The organism is Streptomyces durbertensis, from assembly GCF_014156695.1.
Taxonomy (GTDB): Bacteria; Actinomycetota; Actinomycetes; order Streptomycetales; family Streptomycetaceae; genus Streptomyces; species Streptomyces durbertensis.
Genome location: NZ_WMLF01000672.1, coordinates 1 through 1,955 on the forward strand (window position 1 = coordinate 1; position 1,955 = coordinate 1,955).

Annotated in this window: 3 protein-coding genes; 2 read left to right on the top strand and 1 reads right to left on the bottom strand. The window is 74.1% G+C overall.

The features are described 5' to 3' along the window. Both GL263_RS25775 and GL263_RS25780 read left to right on the top strand, forming a co-directional pair. Positions 1-289 (top strand): hypothetical protein (locus tag GL263_RS25775; protein ID WP_182858147.1); only part of this gene is annotated, 289 nt, incomplete at its 5' end. A gap of 111 nt (positions 290-400) precedes the next feature. Next, a complete protein-coding gene (locus GL263_RS25780) occupies positions 401-1,438 on the top strand; it encodes a LysR substrate-binding domain-containing protein (RefSeq protein WP_182858148.1) in 1,038 nt (345 codons plus the stop codon). Positions 1,439-1,477: 39 nt separating this feature from the next. Here GL263_RS25780 and GL263_RS25785 read toward each other — a convergent pair whose 3' ends face one another. Further along, positions 1,478-1,849: a VOC family protein gene (locus GL263_RS25785; protein ID WP_182858149.1), complete on the bottom strand. Its 372-nt coding sequence runs from the start codon at positions 1,847-1,849 to the stop codon at positions 1,478-1,480. Between the last annotated feature and the right edge of the window lie 106 nt (positions 1,850-1,955).

Genomic DNA, 1,955 nt, shown 5'->3' on the forward strand with positions numbered 1-1,955 from the left:
CGACCCCGGTATGACCTCCACGATCCGGGCCGTCGTCGGCCTGCTCTGCGCGGTGGGCCTGGCGCTCGCCGCACCCGTGACGGCCGTCGCCGGGCAGGCGTCCCAGCCGGCGGCGCACGCGGGTGTCGAGTTGCAGCGCGGGTACCAGGGGCCGTTCGCGACGTTCGAGCAGTGCCACGCGGAGAACGTGCGCTGGGGGCGGACCCATGTGGTCAACGAGTGCTTCTACTGGGGTGGCAGCGGCGCGCCGCGCGGCTGGTACTTCTACGTCTTCGGGCCGCGCGGCTGAGCGGCGGCTGAGTGACAGCGCTCGGCCGCCCCTCGGCGACCGCCGTTGATCCGGTTTGATCGGATACGTCTATCATTTTTCGGAGGTGTCCCCGAGAGAACCTCGTGAGCGATGAGCAAGACCCAGCCCAGGAACCCCGTGGCGCGCAATCACTCCGCGCGCGCCGCCGCCACGGCGAAGGCGCGGCAGCCGAGCCTCGCCCAGTTGCGGGCGTTCGACGCCGTCGCTGAGCATCTGCACTTCCGGGAGGCGGCGGCCGAGATCGGTATGAGCCAGCCGGCGCTGTCGGGGGCGGTGGCCGCGCTGGAGGAGGCGCTGGGGGTGCAACTGCTGGAGCGGACGACGCGGAAGGTGCTGCTGTCGCCGGCCGGGGAGCGGCTGGCGGTGCGGGCGCGGGCGGTGCTGGACGCCGTCGGGGAGCTGCTGGAGGAGGCGGAGGCGGCGCGGGCGCCGTTCACCGGGACGCTGCGGCTCGGCGTGATCCCCACGTGTGCGCCGTATCTGCTGCCGACGGTGCTGCGGCTGGTGCACGAGCGGTACCCGGAGCTTGATCTTGAGGTGCACGAGGAGCAGACGGCGTCGCTGCTGGACGGGCTGACGTCGGGGCGGCTGGATCTGCTGCTGCTGGCGGTGCCGGTGGGGACGGGTGAGTCCGCCGGTGGGGCGGTGCTCAGCCTGCCGCTGTTCGACGAGGACTTCGTGCTGGTGCTGCCGAGGGACCACGAGCTGGCGGGCCGGGACGACGTGCCGAGGGAGCGGCTGCGGGAGCTGCCGTTGCTGCTGCTGGACGAGGGGCACTGCCTGCGGGACCAGGCGCTGGACGTGTGCCGGGAGGCCGGGCGGACCGAGGGCGCGCCGGTGACGACCACGGCGGCGGGTTTGTCGACGTTGGTGCAGCTGGTCGCCGGGGGCATGGGGGTGACGCTGCTGCCGCGTACCGCGCTGCACGTGGAGACGGCACGCAACGAGCTGCTGGCGACGGGCAGCTTCGCCCGGCCCGCGCCCAGCCGGCGCATCGCGCTGGCGATGCGGCCGGGCACGGCGCGGCGGGAGGAGTTCGAGGCGTTCGCGGAGGCGCTGCGCGGTGCGCTGAGTGCGCTGCCGGTCCGGTCGGTGGCGGACGGGGCCGCGGAGCCTGAGGCGGCCTGAGCCTGAGGTGGCCTGAGCCGGACCGGCCGCCGCCGGGGTTCAGGAGTCGACGGGCCTGGGCGGCTCGTGGAGGCCGAAGGGCGTGCCCTGGTCGTCGCGGCAGAGCTTGAAGCGGCCGAAGCGGGCGACGGTCTCGGCGTCCTCGCCTCCCAGGTCGGTGCCTTCGACGGTGCCGCCGAGTTCGCGTACGCGCCTGGTGGCGGCGTTGATGTCGTCGACGGCGAAGAAGAGATACGGGCCGGCGCCCGGGTCTCCGCCGTGCAGGCCGCCGGGCAGGGTGGAGGTGCCGACCGTGTAGCCCTCGCCGGAGGGGCCCGGGCTGATCGTCCAGCCGAAGAGTTCACCGAAGAAGACGCGGGCGCGTTCCACGTCCTCGACGCCCATTTCGAAGAAGGTCGGTCCGCCGTCCATCAGGGCTCCCTTCGCGCGACGGGCGGCCCGGGGGTGATGCCGCCGGGCGGCCCTTCTCGCAGCGTAGGGCGGCCCGGTCGGCCTCGCGCGTCGGACGATCCGGGGG